General features: G+C 68.1%; 27 protein-coding genes. 14 read left to right on the forward strand and 13 right to left on the reverse strand.

All coding sequences use genetic code 11. The features are described from left to right. Positions 1–212: 212 nt before the first annotated feature. A complete protein-coding gene (locus CHC08_RS45405; RefSeq protein WP_089213577.1) occupies positions 213–665 on the reverse strand; it encodes a nuclear transport factor 2 family protein in 453 nt (150 codons plus the stop codon). Positions 666–765: 100 nt separating this feature from the next. Between CHC08_RS45405 and CHC08_RS45410 the strand changes: the two genes are divergently transcribed. Next, positions 766–1398, forward strand: coding sequence for a TetR/AcrR family transcriptional regulator (locus tag CHC08_RS45410; RefSeq protein ID WP_089213578.1), 633 nt, complete (start codon positions 766–768; stop codon positions 1396–1398). 34 nt (positions 1399–1432) lie between these two features. Here the strand turns inward: CHC08_RS45410 and CHC08_RS45415 are convergent, their stop codons facing one another. Continuing rightward, positions 1433–1900: an Lrp/AsnC family transcriptional regulator gene (locus tag CHC08_RS45415; protein WP_089213579.1), complete on the reverse strand. Its 468-nt coding sequence runs from the start codon at positions 1898–1900 to the stop codon at positions 1433–1435. A gap of 120 nt (positions 1901–2020) precedes the next feature. Here CHC08_RS45415 and CHC08_RS45420 point away from each other — a divergent pair, with 120 nt between their 5' ends. Then, a complete protein-coding gene (locus CHC08_RS45420) occupies positions 2021–2908 on the forward strand; it encodes a phenylalanine 4-monooxygenase (protein WP_089213580.1) in 888 nt (295 codons plus the stop codon). A gap of 281 nt (positions 2909–3189) precedes the next feature. Here the strand turns inward: CHC08_RS45420 and CHC08_RS45425 are convergent, their stop codons facing one another. From CHC08_RS45425 to hisN, 6 genes are all read right to left on the reverse strand, one after another. Beyond that, positions 3190–3909 carry a response regulator transcription factor gene (locus CHC08_RS45425; protein WP_089213581.1) on the reverse strand — a complete coding sequence of 240 codons (720 nt, stop codon included), beginning with the start codon at positions 3907–3909 and terminating at the stop codon, positions 3190–3192. Positions 3910–3929: 20 nt separating this feature from the next. Beyond that, entirely contained in the window at positions 3930–4706 is a 777-nt protein-coding gene (gene pstB / locus CHC08_RS45430) for a phosphate ABC transporter ATP-binding protein PstB (RefSeq protein ID WP_089213582.1), read from the reverse strand. 14 nt (positions 4707–4720) lie between these two features. Next, a complete protein-coding gene (pstA, locus tag CHC08_RS45435; RefSeq protein ID WP_089213583.1) occupies positions 4721–5596 on the reverse strand; it encodes a phosphate ABC transporter permease PstA in 876 nt (291 codons plus the stop codon). Further along, positions 5593–6570, reverse strand: coding sequence for a phosphate ABC transporter permease subunit PstC (gene pstC / locus CHC08_RS45440; RefSeq protein ID WP_089213584.1), 978 nt, complete (start codon positions 6568–6570; stop codon positions 5593–5595). The genes pstA and pstC overlap by 4 nt, the downstream gene beginning before the upstream one ends. Positions 6571–6573: 3 nt before the next feature. After that, positions 6574–7689, reverse strand: coding sequence for a phosphate ABC transporter substrate-binding protein PstS (gene pstS, locus CHC08_RS45445; RefSeq protein ID WP_179282608.1), 1116 nt, complete (start codon positions 7687–7689; stop codon positions 6574–6576). Between the two features lie 344 nt (positions 7690–8033). After that, positions 8034–8837: a histidinol-phosphatase gene (gene hisN, locus CHC08_RS45450; RefSeq protein ID WP_089213586.1), complete on the reverse strand. Its 804-nt coding sequence runs from the start codon at positions 8835–8837 to the stop codon at positions 8034–8036. Between the two features lie 459 nt (positions 8838–9296). On the opposite strand from hisN, the gene CHC08_RS45455 reads away from it, so the two are divergent. Further along, entirely contained in the window at positions 9297–9740 is a 444-nt protein-coding gene (locus tag CHC08_RS45455; protein ID WP_089213587.1) for a DUF4442 domain-containing protein, read from the forward strand. Positions 9741–9925: 185 nt separating this feature from the next. Here the strand turns inward: CHC08_RS45455 and rsgA are convergent, their stop codons facing one another. Both rsgA and aroA read right to left on the reverse strand, forming a co-directional pair. Beyond that, on the reverse strand, positions 9926–11008 hold the full coding sequence (gene rsgA / locus CHC08_RS45460) for a ribosome small subunit-dependent GTPase A (RefSeq protein WP_089213600.1): 1083 nt from the start codon (positions 11006–11008) through the stop codon (positions 9926–9928). A 122-nt stretch (positions 11009–11130) separates the two neighbouring features. After that, positions 11131–12408, reverse strand: coding sequence for a 3-phosphoshikimate 1-carboxyvinyltransferase (gene aroA, locus CHC08_RS45465; protein WP_179282609.1), 1278 nt, complete (start codon positions 12406–12408; stop codon positions 11131–11133). Between the two features lie 60 nt (positions 12409–12468). Between aroA and CHC08_RS45470 the strand changes: the two genes are divergently transcribed. Further along, positions 12469–13248 carry an SOS response-associated peptidase gene (locus CHC08_RS45470; RefSeq protein ID WP_089213589.1) on the forward strand — a complete coding sequence of 260 codons (780 nt, stop codon included), beginning with the start codon at positions 12469–12471 and terminating at the stop codon, positions 13246–13248. A gap of 317 nt (positions 13249–13565) precedes the next feature. Beyond that, complete coding sequence (locus tag CHC08_RS45475; protein WP_089213590.1) at positions 13566–13898, forward strand: TraR/DksA family transcriptional regulator; 333 nt, start codon at positions 13566–13568, stop codon at positions 13896–13898. Between the two features lie 6 nt (positions 13899–13904). Here CHC08_RS45475 and CHC08_RS45480 read toward each other — a convergent pair whose 3' ends face one another. Then, positions 13905–14642: a class I SAM-dependent methyltransferase gene (locus tag CHC08_RS45480; protein ID WP_089213591.1), complete on the reverse strand. Its 738-nt coding sequence runs from the start codon at positions 14640–14642 to the stop codon at positions 13905–13907. 351 nt (positions 14643–14993) lie between these two features. Here CHC08_RS45480 and CHC08_RS45485 point away from each other — a divergent pair, with 351 nt between their 5' ends. The 7 genes from CHC08_RS45485 (at position 14994) to CHC08_RS45510 (ending at position 20270) form a co-directional block, all read left to right on the forward strand. Then, positions 14994–15530 carry a sigma-70 family RNA polymerase sigma factor gene (locus tag CHC08_RS45485; protein WP_239514519.1) on the forward strand — a complete coding sequence of 179 codons (537 nt, stop codon included), beginning with the start codon at positions 14994–14996 and terminating at the stop codon, positions 15528–15530. Positions 15531–15588: 58 nt separating this feature from the next. Continuing rightward, complete coding sequence (gene rsrA, locus CHC08_RS45490) at positions 15589–15855, forward strand: mycothiol system anti-sigma-R factor (RefSeq protein ID WP_089213592.1); 267 nt, start codon at positions 15589–15591, stop codon at positions 15853–15855. A gap of 53 nt (positions 15856–15908) precedes the next feature. After that, a complete protein-coding gene (locus CHC08_RS45495; protein WP_089213602.1) occupies positions 15909–16853 on the forward strand; it encodes an NAD-dependent epimerase/dehydratase family protein in 945 nt (314 codons plus the stop codon). Positions 16854–17100: 247 nt separating this feature from the next. Continuing rightward, on the forward strand, positions 17101–18450 hold the full coding sequence (locus CHC08_RS45500) for an HD-GYP domain-containing protein (protein WP_179282611.1): 1350 nt from the start codon (positions 17101–17103) through the stop codon (positions 18448–18450). Continuing rightward, positions 18447–19727 (forward strand): HD-GYP domain-containing protein, encoded by a 1281-nt coding sequence (locus CHC08_RS45505; RefSeq protein ID WP_089213594.1) that lies wholly within the window; start codon positions 18447–18449, stop codon positions 19725–19727. Before CHC08_RS45500 ends, CHC08_RS45505 begins: the two co-directional genes overlap by 4 nt. 125 nt (positions 19728–19852) lie before the next feature. Continuing rightward, complete coding sequence (locus CHC08_RS49090) at positions 19853–20008, forward strand: hypothetical protein (RefSeq protein ID WP_179282610.1); 156 nt, start codon at positions 19853–19855, stop codon at positions 20006–20008. A gap of 49 nt (positions 20009–20057) precedes the next feature. Beyond that, positions 20058–20270 carry a biotin/lipoyl-binding carrier protein gene (locus CHC08_RS45510; protein WP_143653655.1) on the forward strand — a complete coding sequence of 71 codons (213 nt, stop codon included), beginning with the start codon at positions 20058–20060 and terminating at the stop codon, positions 20268–20270. A gap of 158 nt (positions 20271–20428) precedes the next feature. On the opposite strand, the gene CHC08_RS45515 is transcribed toward CHC08_RS45510, so the two are convergent. Then, positions 20429–20809 (reverse strand): thioesterase family protein, encoded by a 381-nt coding sequence (locus CHC08_RS45515; protein ID WP_245878969.1) that lies wholly within the window; start codon positions 20807–20809, stop codon positions 20429–20431. A gap of 160 nt (positions 20810–20969) precedes the next feature. Between CHC08_RS45515 and bsaP the strand changes: the two genes are divergently transcribed. Together bsaP and CHC08_RS45525 are read left to right on the forward strand one after the other, a co-directional pair. Continuing rightward, complete coding sequence (bsaP, locus tag CHC08_RS45520) at positions 20970–21152, forward strand: biotin synthase auxiliary protein BsaP (RefSeq protein ID WP_089213597.1); 183 nt, start codon at positions 20970–20972, stop codon at positions 21150–21152. Between the two features lie 611 nt (positions 21153–21763). Further along, positions 21764–23854: a protein kinase domain-containing protein gene (locus CHC08_RS45525; protein ID WP_089213598.1), complete on the forward strand. Its 2091-nt coding sequence runs from the start codon at positions 21764–21766 to the stop codon at positions 23852–23854. Between the two features lie 242 nt (positions 23855–24096). On the opposite strand, the gene CHC08_RS45530 is transcribed toward CHC08_RS45525, so the two are convergent. Then, positions 24097–25225, reverse strand: a 1129-nt coding sequence (locus CHC08_RS45530) for an acetolactate synthase (RefSeq protein ID WP_089213599.1), incomplete at its 5' end; no start/stop codon positions are given.

The following is a 25225-nucleotide window of genomic DNA, read 5'->3' on the forward strand; positions in this document are numbered from 1 at the left end:
GGGAGGGGGCCGCACCGCGCGGTACGGACCCCTTTTTTCGTTTCAGGGCTGGTCCGCTGCCGGCCCGATGGTCACCGACTGTGTATCCGGTATCTGATCTGGCCGCGTTCAGAGGGCTCTCACCGCAAGGCTCTCACCGCGTGGTGAGGGCTCCTTTTTCGTTTGCGGGGGTTGATCTGTCGGAGCGATGTCAACGCGAAGGCAATCGCCGATCACTCTTCTTCCGGGATCGGTGCTTGGGCTTCGGCCATGGCCGCGGCTATGGCAGGCAGGTTCTGATACTCCCGCCAGTGCACCGCCTTCCCATCGCGCGCCCGGAGAACTGCGATGAATGGGGAGGCCGCATGGCGGCCGGTGGCGTTAATCGTTCCGGCGAGCTCGTACTCGACGACGATCACCTCGGGGTCGGTGGTCTCATGGATGGTTACGCTGCGGACTTCTTCAATGGTGAACCGCTGGACGAAGGCGGCTCTTTCGGGGGTGGCGAAGGTGAGGAACTTCTCGCGTCCTTCGTAGTGTCGGGTGCTACCTGGCGGGGCGAAGGGCATTTCGATGACGACGTCCTCGGCCAGGTCCTCCCCGAAGTCCACGCTGTTTCTGAGCCACTGCTGCCGCATGCGCTCGAAGATCTCGATGGGCCCCGGAACGACGGTGGATTCGGTCATGGTGGATCCTTCCCTGGCGAACTCCTAAGATGAGTTAAGACTCGATTTAATAATGGTGAGTCTGGACTCACTTTGTCAACGCTGTAGGAAGGCTGGCCAGATGACCTCCCCGAAGCCCTCACCGGAGGCGACGAGTGATCCCACCGGCACCAAGCCGTTGCGTGCCGATGCTCGACGCAACCGAGAGCGCATCCTCGCCGCGGCCGAGGCGGTCTTCGCGGAGAAGGGCCCGTCGGCGTCGACCGACGAGGTCGCCGCTCATGCGGGGGTGGCCATAGGAACGGTCTTCAAGCACTTCCCCACCAAGCAGGCCCTGTTGCAGGCCATCATGAAGGACCTCCTTGCACGGCTCACCCAGGAGGTGGACACGCTCGCCACCGACGATGCGCCCGGTGAGGCACTCTTCACCTTCATCACCCGGATGGTCGAGCAGGCGGCGCAGAAGAGGACCGTCGTCGGCCTCCTGGCGGAGACGGGCATCGATCTTCAGGTCGCCGACTCGGTGCAGTTGCTGCGCGAGGGGATCGAAGCGCTTCTGACCCGCTCTCAGCAGGCCGGCACCGTCCGCGAGGACATTCACCTCGATGAGGTGATCGCCCTGCTCACAGGCCTATGTCAGGGCGCTCTACACGCCGGCTGGGACCGCGATCTGCAACGCCGTACCCTCGCCATCGTCTTTGAGGGCCTCCGCCCGTTCGAAGCCCGCGGAGGCGCGGCCGGGACCTACTCCTGAGGCGTGGGCTCATATTTCGCGCCGCCTCGCGTGATCAGGCGTCTGGAGTGGCCTGGAGCAGGGGTTCGATCCGATAGGGAACCTGGACGGACAGGGCGATCGTGGTGTCCGTGCGCTGGACCGCGGGGGAGGCCAGGATGCGGGCGATGATCTCCTGAAGGTCCGGGGTGCTGCGAGCGACCACTCGGCAGAGCAGGTCGGACTGGCCGCTGGTGCCGTAGACCTCGAGGATCTCCGGCAGGGACTCCAGGATCTGCACCGCCTCGGTCAGGCGGCCCTGGGCGATCTGCAGGGAGACGAAGGCCAGGATCGGGTAGCCGGCGCCCTCGGGAGTGACCGTGGGGCCGAAGTCGGCGATGACGCCGCGGGCGAGCATCTTCTCGACGCGGGCCTGCACGGTGCCTCGCGCCACGCCGAGCAGGCGAGCCAGCTCGGTGAGACCGATGCGCGGGTGGGCGCGCATGGTCACCAGGAGACGGCTGTCCAGCTTGTCGAGAGGCATCGCACCAGGCTAGGCGATACGACCAGCCCGAAGTTGGCTCACCCCCGTACTTCTGGGCAAATCGTGCAGTGAAACTGCGCGCTCTTGCCATCGAATCGAGAAATTGCTGTCATTCCATGCATGTTCGAGGAAGCGCAGTACTTCGCACCGACGGCGACCCGTGACGACGGCACGATCGAGGTTGAACTCGCCAGGAGCCATCCCGGTTTCGCCGACCCGGTCTACCGGGCCCGCCGCAATGCGATCGCCGCGCTCGCGGTGAGCCACGTGCCCGGCTCTCCCATCCCGACGGCCGAGTACACCGATCAGGAGCACGAGGTATGGGCGCTGGTCAGCGAGGCGCTGGCGATCAAGCACCGTAAATACGCGACCGCCGAATACCTGGAGGCGACCGAGCGGCTGAGGCTGCCCGCGGAGCGGATTCCCCAGCTCCAGGAGGTCGGCGACCTGCTGGAGCCGTTGACCGGGTTCCGCTATCTCCCGGCAGCCGGCCTGGTGCCGCTCAGAGACTTCTACGGTGTGCTGGCGGACGGGCTCTTCCATTCCACGCAGTACATCCGGCACCATTCCACGCCGCTCTACACGCCTGAGCCGGACGTGATCCACGAAGTGATCGGGCACGCCAACGCGCTGGCCTCCGACCGCTACTCGCGGCTCTACCGGCTGGCCGGGAACGCGGCGCGAAGGGTCGAGAGCAAGCAGGCGCTGGAGTTCATCTCGAAGATCTTCTGGTTCACGCTGGAGTTCGGCGTGATGACGGATCAGGGAGATCTGCGGGCGTACGGCGCGGGCATCCTGTCCTCCTACGGGGAGATCGAGGAGTTTCGCGGCATGGACATCAGGCCGCTGGACCTTGTCGCCATGGGAACCACTCACTACGACATCACGAAATATCAGGATGTGCTCTTCAGGGCGGAGTCACTGGAGCATCTTGAAGACGTGGTCGGGGGGTTCTGGGCGACGTGCGATGACGAGGTCATCGCCAAACTGGTCGCCGACGTTCGTTAGGAGCTGGCTGTCGTCCAGCCCCGAATGACCACCGGCCTGTGCAGCCGAAGGGCGGTCAGGCGCATCCCGGCCGCCTTCCGGGGCGAGCGAGGATGCGCGACGAGCGCACGCTGCCAGGCCCCGTTGATCAGCTGTACTTCTGTGCATCTGCCAGGTCCCGTCGACCGGCTGAACTCTCTGCGCATGCTGCCAGGTCCCGTCGACCGGCCGGGCTCTGTGCCGCACGCTGACAGGTCCCGCCTACCGGCTGGGATCTGTCAGGAGCGCTTCCGGCCGAGCCGTCAGGAGGTCTTGTCGACCAGGCGGTAACCAACACCCCGTACGGTCTGGATCAGCTGGTCGTCGTTGTCGCCCAGGCGGGCGCGCAGACGTTTGACGTGTACGGCGATCGTGTTGGTCGAGGTGGTGTCCGTGGAGTTCCAGACATGCCGCATGATCTGCTCGCGGGTCACCGTGCGATGCGCGTTGCGCATCAGGTAGTGCAACAGCTCGAACTCGCGCAACGGCAGGTGGACGGTCCGGCCGTCCACCTTGACCTGGTAGGCGTTCACGTCCAGCTCCACCTTGCCGACCACGAGCATCCGGCGGATCCCTGACTCGCCGGTGAACGCGGCCTGCACCAGGGGCAGGAGCTCGGGCACCCGGTACGGCCGGGCCACGCATGCGGTGGCTCCGGCCGCGAGCGCCTGTACGGCCTGCTGAGCATGCCCCTCGCCCACGCCAAGCAGGACGGGGATCGCTCGCGTCAGCCGTACGGCGCGAATGAACTCCACCGCCCCGATGACCGGCAGCGAGGCGCTGACGAGGACGACGTCAGGCCGGAGCGCCCCGGCCTGCAACAGGGCTTGAGCGCCGTCGGTGACGCCCATGACCTCGACACCCTCGCGTTCGAGGGCGGCGGCCAGGTCATGGACCAGCGCCGATTCAGGATCGGCCACCAGCAGCATGGGCGCTGTGCGTGTGTCCCCGTTCACATCAAGTGCCGACTGCGGCTGGATCACCCAGATCCTCCAATATCGGTTTAGCCGAAGCGACCGGTGATGTAATCCTCGGTCGCCTTCTGGGAGGGGTTGGTGAAGATCCGGGAGGTGTCGTCCATCTCGACGACGTGGCCCGGCTGGCCCTGCCCTGAGAGGTTGAAGAAGGCGGTGCGGTCGCTCACTCGCGCTGCCTGCTGCATGTTGTGCGTCACGATGATGATCGTGAACTGGTTCTTCAGCTCGGCCATCAGGTCCTCGATCGCCAGAGTGGAGATCGGGTCCAGCGCGGAACACGGCTCGTCCATCAGGAGGACCTCGGGCTTGACCGCGATGGCCCTGGCGATGCACAGCCGCTGCTGCTGGCCGCCGGAGAGGCCGGCGCCGGGCTTGTTGAGGCGGTCCTTGACCTCGTTCCAGAGGTTGGAGGACTTCAGCGACGTCTCGACGATGCCGTCAAGGTTGGACTTCGAGTGCTTGCCGTTGAGCCGGAGCCCGGCCGCCACGTTCTCGTAGATCGACATCGTGGGGAACGGGTTGGGGCGCTGGAAGACCATGCCGATCATCCGGCGCACCGCCACCGGCTCGACGTCGGGGGCGTAGAGGTCCTCCCCGTCGAGCAGGACCTTGCCCTCCACGCGTGCGCCGGGGATGACCTCGTGCATGCGGTTCAGCGTCCGGAGGAAGGTCGACTTGCCACATCCGGACGGGCCGATGAAGGCGGTGATCGACTGAGGCTCGATGGTCATCGAGATGTCGGCGATCGCCTTGTGCTTTCCGTAGTACGCGTCGAGACCGGAGACCTGAATCTGCTGGCCCATTTCGACTTCCCTTCCTATCGGCCCTTAGCGGGCGAACGCCACCAGCCAATGAGGCGTGCCGCCAGGTTGAGCAGCATGACGATCAGAATGAGCGTGAGCGCTCCGGCCCACGCACGGTCGATGGCGGTGTCCGTCGGACGGGTCGCCTGATCGAAGACGAAGAGCGGCAACCCCATCTGCGGCCCGCTGAAGGGGTCGGTGTTGATGGAGTCGGTGAAGAAGACCGTGAGCAGGAGCGGAGCGGTCTCTCCGGCGACACGGGCGATCGCGAGCATGACGCCGGTCGCGATACCGGAGAAGGAGGTCGGCAGGACCACCTTGGTGATCGTCCGCCACTTCGGCACGCCCAGTGCGTAGGAGGCCTCGCGCAGGTCGTTCGGGACCAGCAGGAGCATCTCCTCGGCGGAGCGGACCACGGTCGGCATCATCAGGATGGACAGGGCCAGCGCGCCGGCGAAACCGGAGAACGAGAAGCCCAGGACCAGGATCCAGAAGGCCAGGATGAACAGGCCGGAAACGACGGAAGGGATGCCGGTCATGACATCCACGAAGAAGCTGATCGCCCGGCTCAGCCGGGTGCCCTGGCCGTACTCCACGAGGTAGATCGCGGTGAGCAGGCCGATGGGGACCGAGATCACCGAGGCCAGCAGGACCTGCTCCAGGGTGCCGACGATGGCGTGGTAGGCGCCGCCTCCGGCATCGGTGGCGCCGATGTTGCGCATGGAGTGCGTCAGGAACTCGAGGTCGAACCGGGCGAGGCCGTTCTTGATCACCATCCAGAGGACCGCTACGAGCGGTACCACGGCGATGGCGAACGACAGGTAGACAAGGAACTGGACGAGCCGATCCTTGAACCGCCTGTTGGGGGATATGCGCTGGATCGTGGTCATGAGGCGGCCCCTGAGAACTCCTTGCGACGAGCGACGATCATGCGGGCGCCGGTGTTCACGAGCAACGTGATGATGAACAGCACCAGACCCGACGCGATCAGCGCGCCGCGCCCGATCGGAGTGGCCTCACCGAAGCCGTTGGCGATGTTGGCGGCGATGCTGTTGCCCTGGGGGGTGAGGATCTCGAAGCTGATGCCGAACGTCGCGGGGAAGATGAGCGCGACGGCGATGGTCTCTCCCATGGCCCGGCCGAGACCGAGCATGGACGCGCTGATGACGCCGGGACGGCCGAACGGCAGGACCGCGACCTTGATCACTTCCCAGCGGGTCGCGCCGAGGGCCAGCGCCGCCTCCTCGTGCATCCTGGGTACCTGGAGGAACACCTCCCGGGAGATCGCCGCGACGATCGGCAGGATCATGACCGCGAGCACGATCGACGCCGTCAGCATCGAGCGGCCCGCGACGAGGTCGCCGCCGAACAACGGGATGAATCCCAGGTATTCGTTGAGGAACTCGGAGGGCCCCTGCATGAACGGGACGAGGAAGATGACGCCCCAGAGGCCGTAGACGACACTGGGGACGGCGGCCAGCAGGTCGATGACGTATCCCAGGACTCCGGCCATGCGCCGGGGCGCGTAGTGGGAGATGAAGAGCGCCACTCCGACGGCCACCGGCACCGCCATGATCAGTGCGAGGGTCGCGCTGACCACGGTGCCGAACGCCAGGGCCCCGATACCGAAGATCTGGCTGCCGTTCGGCTCCCAGATGAGGTCGGTGAAGAAACTCCCCTTGTTGGCCTGCAGTGCCGGGACCGCCTCGACGACGAGGAAGACCCCGATGGCCGCCATGATCACGAGCAGGAAGATCCCGGCGCCGGTGGAGGCGTAACGGAAGGGGCTTTCACCTCGGCTGCGCCGCGAGGCGGATCGGCCCAGGGCCGATCCGCCGTCGCGGGTACGAACGGGAGTCGCCATCGGCTAGGAGATCGCCTCGACGGCGGTCTTGACCTTGGCGAGCAGCGTCGCCGGCAGCGGGGCGTAGCCCAGGCTGGTCAGCGCCTGCTGGCCTTCGTCACTGGAGGTGTAGCTCAGGAAGGACTTCACCAGCTTGACCTCTTCGGCCGGCAGGCCCTTCTCGCAGGTGATCTCGTACGTCACCAGGACGATGGGGTAGGCGCCGGCGGCCTGGGTGGCGTAGTCGATGCTCAGCTTGAGGTCGTTGCCCTGGCCGGTGACCTCGGCGGCCTCGACCGTCTTGCCCGCGCTCTCCGGGGTCAGCTCGACGAACTCGCCGGAGCCGTTGGCGACCTTGGCCTTCGCCAGGCTGGAGTTCTCGGCGTAGGAGAGCTCCACGTAGCTGACCGCGCCGGGGGTGCTCTTGACGGACTGCGCGATGCCGTCGGAGCCCTTGGCGCCCTGGCCCTTGGCCTCGGTCGGCCACGCCTTGGCGGCCTCGTACGGCCACCCGGCGGTCTTGACGAGGAACTTGGTGAAGTTGTCGCTGGTGCCCGACTCGTCCGAGCGGTGGAACGCCTGGATCGGAGTCGAGGGGAGCTTGGCGTCGGGGTTGTCAGCCTTGATCGCCGCGTCGTCCCACTTGGTGATCTTGCTGTCGAAGATGCCGCCGATGGTCTTGGGGGAGAGCTGCAGCCCCTCGACACCCTCCAGGTTGTAGACGACGGCCACCGGGCCGGTCACCATCGGGAGGTTGATCGCCTTGCCCGTCTTGCAACGGGCGTCGGCCAGAGCGGGCTCGCCCTTCTCGTCGTTGAGCGCCGAGTCGGAGCCGGCGAACGAGACGGTGCCCTGGATGAACGCCTGGACGCCCGCGCCGGAGCCGCTGGGCTGGTAGTTGATGCTCACGCCCGAGTTGGCCTGCTGGAAGCTCTTCTTCCATTCGTCCATGGCGTTCGCCTGGGCCGAGGAGCCCGCAGCGTTGATCGTGCCGCTGAGACCGGCGTCGGATCCGGCCGCAGGGGCCGCGGCGCTGCTGCTGGAGGTGTCGGTGCTGGCGGTGTTGTTATCGGTGCCGCACGCAGCGAGCGAAAGCGCGCCGACAAGGGTGACCGCGGCGAGCCGGCCTGCATACTTCACGGTTGGGTTCCTCCCATTAAGTCCTTCAACATTCAGGACAGTAGGCAGGCAAGATGACTCAAAACCCATGTAAAGATGAACGGAAAATGAATGGCCCCGGTCGCAGTCGTGGCGATCATTTGGGCGAGTTTTGGGGCGCGGAGCATGGTGTCCGGGCCTGGTTGGCCCTGAGGGGCTTCAGGGGGTCTCGGGTGGCCTGAGCTCCCGGTTAATCCTTTCGAGAGGTTCTGGGTGGGTCTGAGGAGGCTCGGGAGGCCTTGTGGGCGGTCCGAGGATCCGGAGGGCACCTCATGGCTGCCCGAAGGGATCCCGGGCGGCCCTCCGGGGGTGGTTCGAGGGGCTCTTCAGACGGGAAGCGTGAGCGGACCGCTGCCGAGACGCTTGAGGACCTCGCCGTGCAGCGAGCCGTTGCTGCAGAGCAGGCTGCCCCCGTCGATGTCGGGGACCCCGGACAGATCGGTCCAGATGCCACCGGCCTCCTCGACGATCACGGTCAGCGCCGCGATGTCCCAGGGGGAGAGCTCGGGCTCCGCCGACATGTCGACCGCGCCCTCGGCGACCAGCATGTGCGACCAGAAGTCGCCGTACGCGCGGCTACGCCAGACGGACCGGTTGAGGTCGAGGAACTCGTCGAGCTTGCCGGCCTCCTCCCAGCCGCCGAGGCTGGAGTAGGAGAGCGAGGCGTCCTGCAGATTGGTGACGGAGGAGACCTGGCAGCGGGTGGCCTTGGTGAGGCTCTTGCCGGTCCAGGCGCCGCTGTCGCGGGCGGCCCACCAGCGGCGGCCGAGCGCGGGGGCGGAGACCAGGCCCACGACGACGCGGCCCTGGTCCATCAGGGCGATGAGCGTGGCCCAGACGGGAACGCCGCGGACGTAGTTCTTGGTGCCGTCGATGGGATCGATGATCCATGAACGGTCGCCATAACCGGTCTTGCCGAACTCCTCGCCGATCACCGCGTCCCTCGGACGCGCCCGGCTGAGGGTGCCGCGGATCGCCTCCTCGACGGCCTGGTCGGCATCACTCACCGGCGTGAGGTCCGGTTTGGTCTCGACCCGCAGGTCCATGGCCTTGAACCGGCGCATGGTCAGGTCGTCGGCGGCGTCGGCCATGACGTGGGCGAGGCGCAGATCGTCGTTGTAACCCGTCACGGAGGGCAACGCTATCGTGCCGAAGGTCGGTTATAGGAGAGCGGGGATCAAGAGGGGGAATTGTGTCGCGTCACACCACTTGGAAAGCCCGCGAGGGGATCGGCCCTCTCAAGGCGGTGAAAGCGCGACCGGAAACAGGCGAAGTGCCCCAGCCCGGCGAGCCTGGTGCCCGTAGCCGCGCGGTCACCTGCACCGAGGATCAGGCCGCGCTAGAACAGGCGATCTCGCGCGGTCACCTGGCGCCTCCCGCGTTCACACGGTCGCTTGACGTCCTCCGTATCCACTCGCCATCTGATGCCTCCCGCGTCCACACGGTCACCTGACGTCCCCCGTATCCGCTTGGTCACCTGACATCTCCCGTATCCGCGCGATCGGTGGGAGAGCCCGTGAAACATCCGTCGAACCCTCGTGTTACCGATCGGTAGAATTTTCGTGTTACCGGCCAGTAGCATTCGGGACATGACCTTCGACGTGGGTGCCTTCATGCTGCAGAGCGTTCCGTTCGCGAGGACGCTCGACATCTCCTTCGACAAGGTGGAACCGGGGTTCGCGGTCGCCCGCATGCCCGACCGTCCCGATCTGCACAACCACGTGGGCGGTCCGCACGCCGGAGCCCTGTTCAGCCTCGCCGAGTCGGCTTCCGGCGCCGCGATGCTCTCGGCCTTCGGCGATCAGCTGTCGCGGGCGACCCCTCTGGCCGCGAACGCGGCGATTCGCTACGTCAAGCTCGCGATGGGAGAGGCCGTCGCCGAGGCGCGTCTCGTGGGCTCCCGCGAGGAGGTCGTGGCCAAGCTGGACGCGGGTGAGCGCCCCGAGTTCGAGGTCGCCGTCGAGATCAGGACCACCGACGGCACCCTCGTCTCCGAGATGACCGTCGTCTGGACCCTGCGCCTCAACCGTTGACCGACGGGGCTCTGCGCCTCGATCGTTGTCTGTCCGGACCGCGTATCCGGCCATTGACCGTCTGGATCCCGCGTCCCGGCCGTTGGCCGACAGGATCCTGCGCCTCGGCCATTGACCGTCCGAACCCCGCGACCCGGCCGCCGGCCGGCTGGGCCCCGCGTCTCACCGGGCCTGTGGTCCGGCTGTCAGCCGCTCGGACTCTCCGGCTCGACCGGGTGGTCGTCGTCCGGGGTCCCCTCGCGGCTGGCGAGCAGGCGGCGCAGTGAGACGAGCCGGGCGGGGTCGGCGTGACCGGCCGCCACCCAGGCGTCCAGGGCGCATTCCTCGCTGAGATGGTTGCAGCCCTTGGGACACTGGATGCTTCCCTCAAGAAGGTCGGGGAAGCCGGCGAGGACGGTCTCGACCGAGACGTGGGCCAGGCCGAAGCTGCGCACGCCCGGGGTGTCGATGATCCAGCCCCCGTCGGGGAGCTCCAGGGCCACGGCCGAGCTGGAGGTGTGCCGACCCCGGCCCGTCACCGCGTTGACGTGGGAGACGGCCCGGTTGGCATCCGGCACGAGGGCGTTGACCAGCGTGGACTTTCCCACGCCCGAGTGGCCGACGAGCACGCTGATCCGGCCTCTCAGGCGCTCTCTGATCTCGTCCAGGGTGGCGCCCTTCTGGAGCACCACGTACGGCACGCCGAGGGGGGCGTAGAGCGACACCAGCTCGTCGGGCGAGGCGAGGTCGGACTTGGTGAGACAGAGCATCGGCTCGATGTCGGCGTCGAAGGCGGCGACGAGCATTCGGTCGATCATGCGGGGCCGGGGCGGCGGGTCGGCCAGGGCCGTCACGATCACGAGCTGGTCGGCGTTGGCGACCACGGGACGCTCGATGCCGTCGGTGTTGTCGGTGTCGTCCGCGGAGCGGCGGAGCATCGAGGTGCGGGGCTCCACGCGGACGACGCGGGCCAGTGTGTTGGCCATGCCGGAGATGTCGCCCACCAGGGCCACCCGGTCACCGACCACGATCCCCTTGCGGCCGAGCTCCCGGGCCTTCATGGCGACCACGACCCGGCCGCTCATGGTGGCGCCCTCCAACTGGTCTTTCTTGCGGCGGCGGCCCTTCTCGCCCTCCGACTCGATCAGGCAGGTGTAGCGACCCCGGTCGACCGCCACCACGAACCCCGAGACCGCCTCTTCGTGCGCAGGCCGAATACGGGTCCGGGGCCTGGAGCCCTTTCCCGGCCTGATCCTTACGTCATCCTCGTCGTATTCGCGCTTTTTCAGCTTCTTCGCCTTCTCAGACCCGGGTGCCCTCGTTTGAGCAGCCACAACGGTCACTCGACACTATCGGGCATTTCTCAGGGCCTACCTGACGGTAAGCCATCACCGCGCACTCATCGCGTACGTCATCGTGCGCCGCGCAGCATGTCCGTCCACATGGAGGCGAACTCGGGAAGAGTCTTACCCGTGGTGGCGATGTTCTCCACTTCGACGCCGGGCACGGCCAGGCCGATCACCGCGCCCGCGGTGGCCATCCGATGGTCGTCATAGGAGTGGAAGACCCCGCCGGTGAGCGGGCGCGGCCGGATCTCCAGGCCGTCCTCGGTCTCGTTCGCGTCGCCGCCGAGGCCGTTGACCTCGGCGACCAGTGCGGCCAGCCGGTCGGTCTCGTGGCCGCGGATGTGGGCGACGCCGCGGATCCGGCTCGGGGAGTCGGCCAGGGCCGCGAGGGCGACGATCGTCGGAGTCAGCTCCGCCACGTCACGCAGGTCCGCGTCTATGCCGGTGATCCGCCCGGTGCCGGTGACCGCCAGCCCGCCGGGCGTGCTCTCCACCGAGGCGCCCATGTCCGCCAGCAGCGTGCGGAGCTGGTCGCCCGGCTGGGTGGTCTGCGAGGGCCAGCCGGGGATGGTGACCGTGCCGCCGGTGACCATGGCGGCGCTCAGGAACGGCGCCGCGTTGGACAGGTCGGGCTCCACGGTGAAGTCCCTGGCCCCGATCGGGCCCGGCTCGACCCGCCAGACGTCGGGCTCGGAGTCGTCGACCCGGACGCCGAACTCGCGGAGCATCTGGACGGTCATCTGGATGTGCGGCTGCGAGGGGATCGGCGGGCCGTCGTGCCGTACGGTCACGCCCTTCTCGAACCGCGCCGCGGCCAGCAGCAGGCCGGAGAGGAACTGGGAGGAGCCGGAGGCGTCGAGCCTGACCTCTCCACCCGTCAGCGGGCCCCTGACGGTGAACGGCAGCGCGTCGCCCGACACCTCGGCGCCGAGGGCGCGCAGGGCGCGCAGGATCACCGCCATCGGACGCTTGCGCGCGTGCGGGTCGCCGTCGAAGAACACCTCGCCGTTGGCCAGGGCCGCCACCGGCGGCACGAACCGCATCACGGTGCCCGCGAGCCCCACGTCGATCCGCGCGCCGCCGGTGACGGGGCCGGGAACGATCGACCAGTCGACGCTGGAGGCGCTCTCGTTGGAGGGGCTCATCGTGGCGCCGAGCGCCCGCAGCGCGTCCGCCATCAGATCGGCGTCCCTGCTGCGCAGCGCCAGCCGTACCGTGCCGGGACCGTCGGCCAGGGCGGCGAGCAGCAGCGCGCGATTGGTCACGGACTTCGACCCGGGCAGGGGGACGGTCGCACGGACGGGTTCGGTCGCGGTCGGTGCGGGCCACAGCGGAGCGGACATGGCCAAAAGCCTACCGGGGGGATCACCCCGCGCCCCTCGAACGCGTGGCAAGGTGGAGATATGTGCGGGAGATACGCGTCTGCGCGGGCCAAGCAGGAGCTTCTGGAGACGTTCGAGGTCGAGGTCGACGGGGCGGCCGAGGAGGAGCTCCGGCCCGACTACAACGTCGCGCCGACCAAACCGGTCTACGCGGTGATGAGCCGCACGCCCAAGGCGAATCCGGACGGCAGGGCGGTACGGCAGCTCAGGGTGGTCCGGTGGGGTCTGGTCCCGGCCTGGGCGAAGGATCCGTCCATCGGCTCGAAGATGATCAATGCGCGGGTGGAGACGGTCGCCGAGAAGCCGTCGTTCCGCAAGGCGTTCGCGGAACGCCGCTGCCTGCTTCCCGCGGACGGCTACTTCGAATGGGCCGTGCTGGACGAGGCCAAGGCTGCCGACACGCCCGGGAAACCGGGCAAGCCGAAGAAGCAGCCCTACTTCATCCAGCCGGCCGACGGCGAGGTCATGGCCATGGCGGGGCTGTACGAATTCTGGCGGGACCGGAGCCGGGCCGACGACGACCCACTCGCGTGGATGGTGACCTGCGCGGTCATCACGACCTCGGCCGAAGACGAGCTGGGCAGGATCCACGACCGGATGCCGATGCTGATCGAGCACGACCGCTGGGCCGACTGGCTCGATCCCGGGACGCCCGACGCGCGGGAGTTCCTGATCCCCGCGGCCTCCACCAAGATGAGGGCGTATCCGGTCTCCACGGCGGTGAACTCGGTGCGCAACAACGGCCCCGAGCTCCTGGAGCCGCTGCAAGTAGGGGAAGGCGACGGCCGGCCGCTCTTCTGACTTCTGAACGACGTTTTCAGCCGGGGCGGGAAGCGGGGGCGACCACTCGCGGGAAGCAGGTACCCCTGCCCAGGATGCGATCGTGCGCTCTCCCGCAGGGGTCAGACGTTTTCCCACAGGGTCAGACATCTTCCTGACTTTTTGTTGATATTCGGAAACGCTCCGTGATCGGTGTAAAGACCTCGCCAAATGGGCATCCGGTGGGAAAGCGGTGTCTCAGAGTGAGAGCACCGTCGCAGAACTCATCCCCTGCCGCCTGACGGGAGAACCGGGGAATCCCCTCACAGGCCGCTCCCGATTCCCGGAGGTGCGGATTCGTGGACAACGCGACCGCGCGTAAGCGCCTGGAGAACACGCTCGCCGAGCTCGACCGATCCATCGGGGTCCTGGGGGGAGATCCCCAGGCGGTGTGGGACCGGTCGGGGGCGGATGCGGGATCCACCCTGACCGACACCGATCGCAACCGGGCCATGCTGGACGTGGCCACGCGGCAGCGCCGCTCGGTGCTCGCGGCGCTCCAGCGGATGGACGACGGGAGCTACGGCCTCTGCACGGACTGCGGCCGGCCCGTGCCCGCGGGCAGGCTCGAGGCGCGCCCCGAGGCCGCCCGCTGCGTGCAGTGCCAGTCCAAGCGCGAGCGCAGACGCTGACGCGGGTCAGACACGCCGGGCGCTCGCGACCAGATGGATTCCCACCGTGTCGTCGTCGTCCCGGTGGGCGTCCAGCTCGGTGTTGACCAGCCAGGTGAGGGCGCGCGAGTCGGCGGCGAGCACATGGTCGACCGTCGAGGGGGACAGCACCGTGCGGGACCGTACCCACTCGACCTCCAGCCCGGCGTCGGTGAGCAGCTCGCGGAGCTGGCCGCTGCTGAAACACCGGGTGATGCTGCCGTCGGGCCAGGGCACGAGCATGACCTCGCCCGTCTGGCGCAGATGAGCCCAGTAGTTCTGCTCGGCGAGGATCGCCATCCCCAGCACCAGGGAGTCGACGCAGATCAGCGCCCGGCCGCCGGGGCGCAGGACCCGGGCGATGTCACTGATCGCGGACTCGGCCATGAGCTCCACCGACATCGCGCGCTCCTCGGCGAGTACGGCGTCCATGCTGGAGTCGGGCAGGAAACGCAGATCGTCGGCGCGAACCTGGCGGACCTTGGAGGCGTCGTGCAGCAGCGGGCCCTCCGCGGATCGGCGGAAGTCGACCATCTCGATGACCCGGTGCCCCGCCTTCGCCGCCTGGGAGGCCCAGCGGCCTCTTCCGCAGGACATGTCGAGGATGGTGGAAGGACTCTTCGGCAGCCATCGGTTCAGCTGCTCGGCCACGACCGCGTGGTAAAAGGTCCAGTACGGCCCGAGCGTTCCTGAGCCGTTCAGCTCTTCGGCCGGGATGGGCAGCACAAGCAGCTCCTGGCTTCGGGGGATCCGGTGAATTCAGATACCTACCGGTACGTATCTTTTTCCCCGTACCGGGTTGTTCGTCACCTTCTATCTTGCGGGAACAGATGCTTGGGCGAGCGTGTTGCAAGCGGACAACGCACGATCCTTTCGGAGGTTGGCAAGCGAATGCTCGCGTTGATCGAACCCATCAGCCGCCCCGGCGATCGGTCTCTCCCTGATGAGCGGGTATCCTCCGCTCAGTACGGTGTCCCGCGCCAGCAGGGCTCCGGCGATCTTAAGGGGGTGGGTCAGGTCCCTGCGACAGACGAGGAGACTCTGGAGCAGCGGAGCATACGGTTCGAGCGGGATGTTATGCCCTATCTCGACCAGCTCTACTCCGCCGCGCTTCGGATGACCCGGAACCCAGCGGACGCCGAAGACCTCCTTCAAGAGACCTTCGCCAAGGCTTTCGCGTCTTTCCATCAGTTCCAGGAAGGCACGAACCTCAAGGCATGGCTTTACCGCATCCTCACCAACACTTTCATCAACAGTTACCGTAAGAAGCAGCGGGAGCCCAAGCAGTCGGGGGCCGAGGAGATCGAGGACTGGCAGCTCGCCAGGGCCGAGTCCCACACCTCGGCCGGGCTGAAGTCGGCGGAGCTCGAGGCGCTCGAGCACCTTCCCGACAGCGACGTGAAGCAGGCGCTCGCCGCGCTTCCCGAGGAATTCCGCATCGCGGTCTATCTGGCCGACGTTGAGGGCTTCCCCTACAAGGAGATCGCCGACATCATGGGGACCCCTATCGGGACCGTGATGTCGCGGCTTCACCGTGGCCGTCGCCAGCTGCGGATCCAGCTCGAGGACTACGCGCGCGAGCGTGGTCTGGTTCCCGCGGAGGGTGCGAAGTGAGCGAGCGTGGCAGGCAGGGCGGACCCGTGGACGCGGGGCCCAGGGGCAGGGTGATCGTATGAGCTGCGGAAATCACCACGACATCGACTGCCGCGAGATCCTGGACAAGGTCTACACCTACCTGGACGGCGAGCTCGACGAGAACAACTGCGGTGACATCCGCCACCACCTCGACGAGTGCCACCCCTGCCTGAAGGAGTACGGCCTGGAACAGGTCGTCAAACAGCTCGTCGCCAAGCACTGCGGCTGCGACCAAGCCTCGGACGACCTGCGCGCCAAAGTCCTCAGCCGGATCGCGCAGGTCCGCTCCGAACTGGCCCGCTGACCTCCTAAGATCTCTCGTACGGCCATGGCCATACGAAGATGTGGGGGTTCAGCATGCGGATACTCGTCACCGGCGGAGCGGGATTCATCGGGTCAAACCTGGTGGATCGGCTGCTGGCGGATGGGCACGAGGTCGCGGTCGTGGACGACCTGTCCGGCGGCGACCGCGCCAACCTCGTCGACGCGGCGCAGAGCTCTCGTTTCGCGCTGCACGTGATGGACATCCGTGACCCCGCGCTGATCGGCCTGGCCGCCGAGTGGAGGCCCGAGGTCATCTGCCACCTCGCCGCGCAGGTCAGCGTGCGCAGGAGCGTGGCCGATCCCGTCCACGACGCCCGGCTCAACGTCGAGGGCACCGCCTCCGTTCTCACCGCCGCCCATCACGGTGGCACCCGCAAGGTCATCCTCGCTTCTTCGGTCGCCGTCTACGGCAGGCCCGCGGTCATCCCGGTCCCCGCGGACGCGGCGACCGACCCGCGCTCGCCGTACGCGGCCTCCAAGCTCAGCGCGGAGACCTACCTGGCCACCTTCAAGGCGCTCTACGACATCGACTACACCGCACTGGTGCTCTCCAACGTCTACGGTCCGCGCCAGTCGCCCGACGGCGAGGCGGGAGTGGTCGCCATCTTCACCGACGCGCTGCTCAAGGGCACCCCCACCGTGGTGTACGGCGACGGCGGCCAGACTCGCGACTACGTCTTCGTCGACGACGTGGTGGACGGTTTCGTCCGTGCCTGCGGTGACGAGGGGAACGGCCGCCGGTTCAACCTGGGCACCGGCGTGGAGACCTCCGATCGGAGGCTGCACTCCCTGGTGGCCGGGGTGGCTGGGGCCGCCGACGAGCCGGCCGACGCCGAGGCGCGCCTGGGCGACCTGCCGGCGATGGCCGTGGATCCGGCTCCCGCGCTCGAAGGGCTCGGCTGGCGCCCCCAGACGGATCTGGCCACGGGTCTCAAGGCCACGGTGGAGTGGGCCAGGGCCCGCCTCTCGATCCGTTAGGCGACCTCAATCGCGGCTACACCGGTCGCAAATGGCAGCATAACGACACCGGCGAGTGACTTTTAGTGACGTATTGATTACACTTTGCTCGCGATTCTCGGTCTCTCCCTCCACGCCCGGCTCACTTCTGTAGCCTGAGTGCGAAATCGACGTGGAGGCAGCGCATGTTAAAGGAAACGGTCAACCCGGTACAACCTGGGATCTCCTGGACCTAAGCGCGCGCTCGTGGGATCCAAAGGTGGCCGCTTTGCGTGGACTGCCGTGGTTTGCCAAGGTTTATCTTGCCCTGGTCATCGGAGCCGCGTTCGCGCTGCTCGGGCACAGTGTGGTGGTGAGCGGTCGGCTTGAGCGGCTCGACTGGTCCACCCTGCTGGTGCTGGCTCTGCTGTTCCTGGTGTGCGAGTCGGTGCCGACCCTGCTGAACGTCCGGCAGGCCGCGGTGTCGGTCAGTTTCTCGGCCGTGCTCGCCGCCGTGGTGCTCGTCGGCCCGGAGGGGGCGGCGCTGGTCGGCATGACGGCCGTCTTCAGCGTGCGCCCGGGGCTGCCGCTGGTGAAGCGCCTGTTCAACAGCGCCCAGTTCGCGATCTGTGGTTACGTCGCGGGCTGGGTCTACCAACGGTTGCTGGGCGGCCGGCTCGTCACCCCGACGATCGCCGGGTTCGACGACCTGATCGTGCCCTTCGCGGGCGCGGCCGCGGTGTTCGTGCCGCTCAACTTCATCCTGATCGCGCTCGTGCTCGTGGCGACCGGTCAGGCCGACCAGGTGCCATTGCGCGGCCTGGCCCAGTTTCTGGTTTCCTACCTGGGTTACGCCACCTTCGGGCTGCTGATCGCCGGGCTGTGGGCGACGGTCAACTCGATCGCCGCGGTGCTCGTGCTGCTCCCGCTGTTCGTCGCCCGCTGGGCCTTCGGCCAGTATCTCGCGCAGCAGCGTTCCTACGACGCCACGATCGCCGCGCTCTGCCAGGCGGTGGAGACCAAGGACTACTACACGCGGGGCCATTGCACCCGTGTCTCGCTGGCCTCCGGCATGATCGCCCAGGAGATCGGCATGGGGCCCGAGCGGCTGCGGGCGATCCGCTACGCCGGGATGCTGCACGACGTGGGAAAGCTGGGCGTGCCGACCAAGGTGCTGCAGAAGGACGGTCCGCTCACCGAGGAGGAGTACGCCGCCATCCAGCTCCACCCGATGCGCGGGCTGGAGATCGTGCGGGGCATCGACTTCCTGGACGAGGCGTTCGCCGGGATCATGCACCACCACGAACGGCAGGACGGCAAGGGCTACCCGATGGGGCTGGCCGGAGACGAGGTCCCGGAGTTCGCCAGGATCATCGCGGTGGCCGACGCCTTCGACTCGATGACCTCCGACCGCTCCTACCGCAACGCCCGCACGGTGGAGGTCGCCATGGCCGAGCTCCGTAAGAACGCCGGCAGCCAGTTCGATCCGGTGATGGTCACCGCCTTCATCAAGGCCATCGACCGCGACGGCTGGGAGCCGCCGCGCAAGGTCGTCACGCCCCCGGCCGACGTGGTGCGGACCGCCACCAAGGATCACGACGACCCGACCATGCCCATCCAGGTGGTGTCCGAACGATGAGCGGTCCTTCGGGAGTTCGGGTCTTTCAAGGACTCGACTCCGGTCAGCTCCTCCTGATCTGCGCCGCCGGCCTTCTGGCGGTGGCCGGGGTGGCGCACACGGCCGCGACCGGACTGGTCGATCCCGAGATCGCCCTCGGCTTCGGTGCGTTGATCGCGGCGGGAGAGCTGGCCAGGCTCACGATGCCCGGCAACCGGGAGGTGGCGCCGATCGGCGCCGCCGCCGCGCTCGGCTACACGCTTCTGCTGGACATGGGCGGCGTCCCGGCAGGTCATTCGGCCCTCCAGGTCGTCGCTGTGCTGGCGGTCGGCATGGTCACCGGCGCTCTGCCGCACCTCGCCGTGGGCCGTCAGCCCAGGCTGGACGCGATGGCGCGCCGGCTGCTCACCGGCGCTCTTCTGGCGCTGGCCTACAGGCCGCTGGCCGGACCGCTGTTCACCCTGGCGGAGGGGGGCGAGGGCAACTGGTGGCCCGCGCTCGCGGTGATGGCCCTGCTCATCCTGGTCATGGTGCTGATCGACGTGCTGCTGGCCGCCATCCTGCGGGCCGAGCAGGTGCGAGCGGCCTTCGGGGTGGCCATCCACGACGAGATGCGAATGGCCGCACCGCTGGGGGCCGCCGTCGCGGCCTCCGGCATCCTGCTCGCGCTCGCCTCGCACAGCATGGACATGGCCGCCCTGCTGGTGTTCGCCGCGCCGCTGCTGGTCACCCAGGTCGCCTTCCGCAAGTACGCCGGGATCCGTGCCACCTATCTCCAGACGGTCAGGGCGCTGTCACGGGTCACCGAGGTCGGAGGCTACGTCGAGCCCGGGCACTCCCGCCGGGTGAGCCGCCTGGCGGTGGCCGTCGGGCGGGAGCTCGGCACGGCCGAGCCCGAGCTGCTGGAGCTGGAGTACGCCGCGCTCATGCACGACATCGGCCAGCTCTCGCTGCACGACCCGATCCCCGGCGGCGCCACGGTGCTCACCGACCCCGAGCAGGCGCGGCGCATCGCCGAACTGGGCGCGGAGGTGATCCGGCAGACCGGCGTGCTGGACCGGGTGGCCGAGATCGTCCGACGCCAGTGCGACACCTGCGCCGAGACGCCGCCGCTGGCCAGCCGCATCATCAAGGCGGCCAACGCCTACGACGACCTGGTCGGCGGTTCCAGCGACCGAGACCGCGCGGGAGCCGCTCTCGAGCGGCTCCGCCTCGGCTCCGGCGGTGAGTATGACCCGACCGTCGTCGAGGCGATGGCGCGGGTGATCGACAGGATGGCTCCGCTACACCGCCTCTGAAGAGGCTCTGGTCTCGCAGCGTTGTGGGTTTCCTACAGATCGAGTTGCCGTGATCGGTGGTTCGGGCGTGGGACCGGGCTGAGGTCTCGGTCATAGGGTGGAGCGGTCGAAGGGGGTTCGCCAAGGTGTCCGAGTCCGTGGAGCGCGCTCGCAAGGCCGTGGCGGGTTTCCGGATGGAAGCGCCCGAGAACAATCTGCCGTTCTGCGCGGAACCGCTGGAACACCCCGAGTTCATCGACGGGAACTACGACACGGAGCCGGTCTCCCGTACGAGGGCATGATCAGGCTTTTCTGGCACAGTTGAACCACAGCGAGTGATGGGAGTTCCCGGTGGCTGAAGTACGCGCTGAGATGGTGGCAAATGTCTGGAAAATCCTTGTGGCCGAGGGTGACTCCATTGCGGAGGGTGACGCCCTGGTGATCCTTGAGTCGATGAAGATGGAGATCCCCGTCCTTGCCGAGGATGAAGGCGTGATCTCTCAGCTCAAGGTGGCCGAGGGTGACGTCATCCAGGAGGGTGACCTCATCGCCGTCATCGAGTAGGCGTACCACGGCTCCGGATCATCACCGTACGGCGGGCTTTCGTCTCACCGGCGCCGGCGAGTCCGGAGTCCCGGGGAAGAACACCGCCCGCGGGGGCGGGCGGTGAGGGCGGGGTGATCGGGCTGGTGCCGTCGAGTCGGGTCGCTCGCGAGCGGCGGTCAGCGAGCGAGTTTCGCGAGGAAGCGCTCACGGTCGACGACCACGCGCTCGATCGTGCCGACGGCGACGGTGGTGTTCCGATCGCGTGCGGTGAAGCCGAAGACCAGGCGGCGGCCGTCGACCTCGGTGAGTTCGGCGGTGATCTCGACGTGGGTGCCGATCAGGCTGCCCGCCAGGTGCTCCAGAACGACCTTGGTGCCCACGGAGGTCTGGCCGGGGTCGAGAGCGCCCGCCACCGCCTGGATGGTGGCCTGCTCGGCGAGGGCGAGCATGCGAGGAGTGGCCAGCACGGGGACGTCCCCGCTGCCGAGCTTCATCGCGGTGTCCGACTTCTCGACCATGGTGAGGAGCTGGGCGCGCAGGCCGGGAGTGAGCGTCATGCGCGCCAGCATAGGAGACCGGAAGTAAGCGTCATGCGTGCCGGGGCGGCAGACCGGGAGTGAGCGTAAGACGTGTCGGGGCGGGAGGCCGGAGGTGAACGTGCGTGTCGGGGTGGGAGAGCGGAAGTGAGCGTCGCGCGTGTCGGCGTAGGGTCTGACCGTGACCTTTTACTGTGATCACTGTGGCCGTCTGGCCGATGAGGGCGACCACGCCGCCTGCTTTGCCGCCCGTGCGATGGAGCCGCCCCGCTACTGCGCCCACTGCCGTCGCCGGATGGTGGTCCAGGTGACCCCCGGCGGCTGGTCCGCACGCTGTGTCGAACACGGCTCGCTGAGCGGCTGAACGCCGGCTGCGGCTCCCGGCGTTTGACGTCGGCTACGCCGACTGTGGCGACTGCGGCCCGCGGCGTTTGACGTTGGCTGTGTCGAATACGGCCTGTGGCGCTTGATGTCGGTTGCGCCGAATACGGGTCGAATATGGCTGGTAGCGGCTGACGCCGGCTGTTCCGGGTACGGGTGGCCGGTGTCGGCTGTGTCGGGGTACGGCTCGATGAGTGGCCGATCTCACTCTCAATCGCTCAGGGGCGATCCTGCTTTGCGCCTCTCTGTGATGAATTGATCATATTTGTCCACTTCCTAGATTTATGTTCGCTTTGAACAGTCTTGTACGCATCTAGGGAGTTCGATAAGGTGTCGCGGGTCCGTTGCCACGGGTGTCGGGGCAGTCCGTGGTGGGTTGTTTCCGGTGGGAGGCTTGGGCATCTCTGGGGCAGAGGTGTGCAAGGTGTACAACTAACCCTAAAAGTGCTGAGTTTTGTGCGATGCTACGGCACGCGTCTTGTTCGCAACCTGGACGGCACGCAGGGTTTCGTTACTTTCTCGTCACCCTGCCGCGATACAAATCCGCTTTGTTGAGAATTCTGAGGCGGGAGTGGAGAGGGTTACGGGGGAGCCATGGTGGCCCAAGGCACGACGCTGGCGGCGCGGTACCGTTTAGACACCCGCATCGGCGCCGGTGGTATGGGCGAGGTGTGGCGTGGTGAGGACATCGTCTTGGCCCGCACCGTCGCCGTCAAGGTGCTGCTCCCAGGCCGTACGGACGATCCGGGCTTCCTGGTGCGTTTCCAGGGCGAGGCCCGGGCGATGGCGACGATCAACCATCCGGGGGTCGTGGACGTCTACGACTACGGAATTCACGAGGTACCCGGCGCGGGGGCGACGGCATACCTGGTGATGAAGTTCGTGGACGGCGAACCGCTGGACCGCCTCCTCGGGAGGCTGGGCAGCATCGCCCCCGCCGCGGCGATGGATCTCATCGCCCAGGCGGCCTCGGCGATGCAGGCCGTGCACGACCAGGGCATCGTCCACCGGGACATCAAGCCGGGCAACCTCCTGGTGCGGTCGGACGGCACGCTCGTGCTGACCGACTTCGGCATCGCCAGGTCCGATGCGGCCAGCCGGCTGACCGACGCGGGCATGGTGCTCGGCACCGCCGCCTACTGCGCGCCCGAGCAGGCCGAGGGCGCGCCCGTCACCCCCGCGGTGGACATCTACGCGCTGGGCGTGGTGGCCTACGAATGCCTGGCCGGACGGCGCCCGTTCGAGGGCGACACACCGGTCACCGTCGCGCTCAAGCACATCCGCGAGATGCCGCCCCCGCTGCCCCAGCACGTCCCGCCCGCGATCCGGGCCCTGGTGGAGCGGTCCCTGGCCAAGGACCCCGCCCGGCGGTTCCCCAGTGCCATGGCCATGAGCACCGCCGCGAGACAGTCGATCCTCGGGGTGAGCCCCGAGGAGGTGTCGGAGCTACAGCCGTCACACCAGTCCGGGAGCGTGCGGGAGACCGGCTGGCAGTCGGTGCAGACGGGCTGGCAGGGACAGACGGTCGCGGCGGGAGCTCCGGGCCGGCAGGAGCAGGGATCCGCCGGTGCCCAGACAGGCTGGCAGGAACCCGCGAGCGCCCAGACGGGCTGGCAGGGATCCCTCGCGGCGCAGCAGACGAGTGGCTGGCAGGGGGCCGGGACGTCCACGTCACCGTCTCCGGGACCGGCCGTCGAGTCCGTCTCCAACGGGCAGGGTCGCCGCGCCGCGAAGAAGCCGCGGCGTAAGGGCATGCTGGTGGTCATGTCCGCGACGGCGGGTGTGGTGTGCGTCGGCCTCGTCGCGTTGGCGATCAACGGATTGGCATCCGCCGCGCCGAACGACCAGCACATGATGCCCGCGACGCCCAGCGCGAGTCAGTCGTCGGAGCCCTCTCCGACGCAGGCGGCGAAGAAGAGGGTGCCGAACGTCATGGGCCTGACGCCGGAGGCGGCCCAGCTGCAGCTCAAGAAGGCGGGCCTGAGGGGGACGATCATCCCGAGCGCCGGCGTCGATGAGTCGCAATGCACGAGGGTGGTCCGTCAGAACCCCGAGGCCAGGACGCCGTGGGACCCCAAGCAGGAGGTGGAGATCGTGATCGACGCCTGCCCGCCGCAGGCGACCGCCGCGCCGGCCTCCCCGCCATCCCTGGACTTCCCCGCTCCGCCGGCCGGTAAGGCGGGGGAGCGTTACCGCCTCTCGCTGGCCGTCGACGGCGGCGTCGAGCCGTACGCCTGGTCGCTCGCCTCGGGCAGCCTGCCCCAGGGCCTCACCTTGAACCCCTCCACCGGCATGCTGTCGGGCACTCCGGTCAAGGCGGGCATCTACCCCTTCACCGTGATGGTGACGGACAACGAAGATGCGAGCGCCACCCAGGCAGTCAAACTGACCATCACGCCCAAGCCGACCCCGACTCCGACCCCGACCCTCGCGCCGGTGGTGAAGAAGAAGGTGCCGGGAGTCAAAGGCATGAAACCGGATGAGGCCAGGACGCTGCTTATCAAGGCGGGTCTGAAGGTGACGACCACCGAGAGCGGAGACGTCGATCACACGCAGTGTCTGAAGGTGGTCGATCAGAACCCCGCCGCGGACACCATGTGGGACGTCAAGAAGCCGGTGGAGATCATCGTGGCCAGCCAGTCATGCCCGCCGTCTGGCACGCCGACTCCGACAGCCACCTCCTAGACGCCGACAGTGCGGTGGGGGACGCGGTGACCGTGCTCCCCGCCTGTCTCGGCACCCACTTCCGAGACAACGGGATGTCGCCGGGAGCGCGGTGACCGTGCTCCCTGACGCGTTGTCCCGGCCCGGTCCTTGGGCAACGGTGGCGTCGTGGGAGGCGCGGGTCGCACTGCTCGCCGACGAGCCGCGCCTGCACCCGCTCCCCCGGACCTCGACGGTGCCGCGGGGAGCGTGGTACGGGCGTTCTAGATGCCGGTGGTGTTGCGGGGATAGGCGATGGAGGGGTCGGTGGCGATGTTCACCATGTACGGCACGCCGGAGTCGAACGCGCGGCGCAGCGCCGGGCCGATCTCCGACGGGTCGGTGACGAACTCGCCGCCGCCGCCGAGCGCGGTCACCACCTGGTCGTAGCGGCACTGCGGCTGGAGCTCGGCGGCCACGTCGTAGCCGTAGAGCATCTGCATGGGGTGCTTCTCCAGCCCCCAGATGCCGTTGTTGCCGCAGATCATCACGACCGGCAGGCGGTGCCGGACGAGCGTGTCGACATCCATCAGCGAGAAACCCGCCGCGCCGTCGCCGAGCAGCAGCACGACCTGCGAGGAGGGCCGGGCCAGCCGGGCGGCGATGGCGTAGCCCAGGCCCGTGCCCAGGCAGCCGTACGGGCCGGGGTCGAGCCAGTTTCCGGGGCGCTTGGTTTCGATGTATTTGCCCGCGTAGGAGACGAAGTCGCCGCCGTCGCCGATCACCACGGCGTCGTCGGCGAGGAGCTTGTTGAGCTCGCCGTAGATCCGCATCGGGTGGATCGGGTCGGAGTCGGACGCCAGCAGTCCGGCGTCCCCCGCGACGGCATACGAGGCGGCCTCGGCCAGCTTCGCCAGCCACGGCGCGTAGGCCTTGGGGGACACGCCCGCTTCGGCGCAGGCCGTACCGAGGACCCAGAAGACCAGCGACAGGTCACCGGCGGCGGCGCCGGCGGGATCCATGTGCGTGGTCAGCTGCGAGGCCGCGTCGGCCAGGTGCACGACCTTGGCGAGCGGGGCGCCGTCCTTGCCGCCGAACCAGCCGTAACCGAGACGGAAGTCGACCGGGGTGCCCACCACGATCACCAGGTCGGCCTGGGAGAACGCCGTCCCCCTGGCCCGGGTGACCAGGAGCTCGTGCCCCGCGGGCAGGATGCCGCGGCCCTGGCCGTTGAGGATGACCGGCAGGCGGTATTCCTCGGCGAAGCTTCTGGCGACCTCCTCGGCACGGTCCATCCACACATCCGAGCCCAGCACCAGCACCGGTCGCTCGGCCTCGGCGAGCAGACGGGCGATCTCGGCGATCGCGTCAGGGTCCGGCTCCAGCGGTGACGGGGTCAGCGTCTCGGTGGCC

It is taken from the genome of Streptosporangium subroseum (assembly GCF_900188345.1).
GTDB classification, from domain to species: Bacteria; Actinomycetota; Actinomycetes; order Streptosporangiales; family Streptosporangiaceae; genus Streptosporangium; species Streptosporangium subroseum.